This window comes from Pantoea sp. AN62, from assembly GCF_050432985.1.
In the GTDB taxonomy this organism is placed as follows: Bacteria; Pseudomonadota; Gammaproteobacteria; order Enterobacterales; family Enterobacteriaceae; genus Pantoea; species Pantoea brenneri.
On record NZ_JBNPYB010000038.1, the window covers coordinates 1,451 to 2,920 of the forward strand.

Below are 1,470 nucleotides of genomic sequence, written 5' to 3' on the forward strand. Positions count from 1 at the left end.
CCGATATAGCCTTCTCCGTCCCCCCTTCGCAGTAACACCAAGTACAGGAATATTAACCTGTTTCCCATCGACTACGCCTTTCGGCCTCGCCTTAGGGGTCGACTCACCCTGCTCCGATTAACGTTGAACAGGAACCCTTGGTCTTCCGGCGAGCGGGCTTTTCACCCGCTTTATCGTTACTTATGTCAGCATTCGCACTTCTGATACCTCCAGCATGCCTCACAGCACACCTTCGACGGCTTACAGAACGCTCCCCTACCCAACAACACATAGTGTCGCTGCCGCAGCTTCGGTGCATGGTTTAGCCCCGTTACATCTTCCGCGCAGGCCGACTCGACCAGTGAGCTATTACGCTTTCTTTAAATGATGGCTGCTTCTAAGCCAACATCCTGGCTGTCTGTGCCTTCCCACATCGTTTCCCACTTAACCATGACTTTGGGACCTTAGCTGGCGGTCTGGGTTGTTTCCCTCTTCACGACGGACGTTAGCACCCGCCGTGTGTCTCCCGTGATAACATTCTTCGGTATTCGCAGTTTGCATCGGGTTGGTAAGCCGGGATGGCCCCCTAGCCGAAACAGTGCTCTACCCCCGAAGATGAGTTCACGAGGCGCTACCTAAATAGCTTTCGGGGAGAACCAGCTATCTCCCGGTTTGATTGGCCTTTCACCCCCAGCCACAGGTCATCCGCTAATTTTTCAACATTAGTCGGTTCGGTCCTCCAGTTAGTGTTACCCAACCTTCAACCTGCCCATGGCTAGATCACCGGGTTTCGGGTCTATACCCTGCAACTTAACGCCCAGTTAAGACTCGGTTTCCCTGCGGCTCCCCTATACGGTTAACCTTGCTACAGAATATAAGTCGCTGACCCATTATACAAAAGGTACGCAGTCACCCCCATAAAGAAGGCTCCCACTGCTTGTACGTACACGGTTTCAGGTTCTGTTTCACTCCCCTCGCCGGGGTTCTTTTCGCCTTTCCCTCACGGTACTGGTTCACTATCGGTCAGTCAGGAGTATTTAGCCTTGGAGGATGGTCCCCCCATATTCAGACAGGATACCACGTGTCCCGCCTTACTCATCGAGCTCACAGCCTGTGTGTTTTTGTGTACGGGAGTATCACCCTGTACCCTGCGACTTTCCAGACGCTTCCACTAACACACAAGCTGATTCAGGCTCTGGGCTGCTCCCCGTTCGCTCGCCGCTACTGGGGGAATCTCGGTTGATTTCTTTTCCTCGGGGTACTTAGATGTTTCAGTTCCCCCGGTTCGCCTTGCAGCACTATGTATTCATGCTGCAATGATGCACTGAGTGCACCGGGTTTCCCCATTCGGACATCGACGGCTGTAGCGGTTCATATCACCTTACCGTCGCTTTACGCAGATTAGCACGTCCTTCATCGCCTCTGACTGCCAGGGCATCCACCGTGTACGCTTAGTCGCTTAACCTCACAACCCACAGGCGTTTTTTAACG

1 rRNA gene (running past one end of the window) is annotated in these 1,470 nt (G+C 53.3%); it reads right to left on the reverse strand.

Annotation, left to right across the window (positions count from 1 at the left end):
- Positions 1-1,444 (reverse strand): 23S ribosomal RNA (locus FHW04_RS23340) (its annotated part extends 1,450 nt beyond the left edge of the window); the annotation flags it as partial.
- Positions 1,445-1,470: the final 26 nt, after the last annotated feature.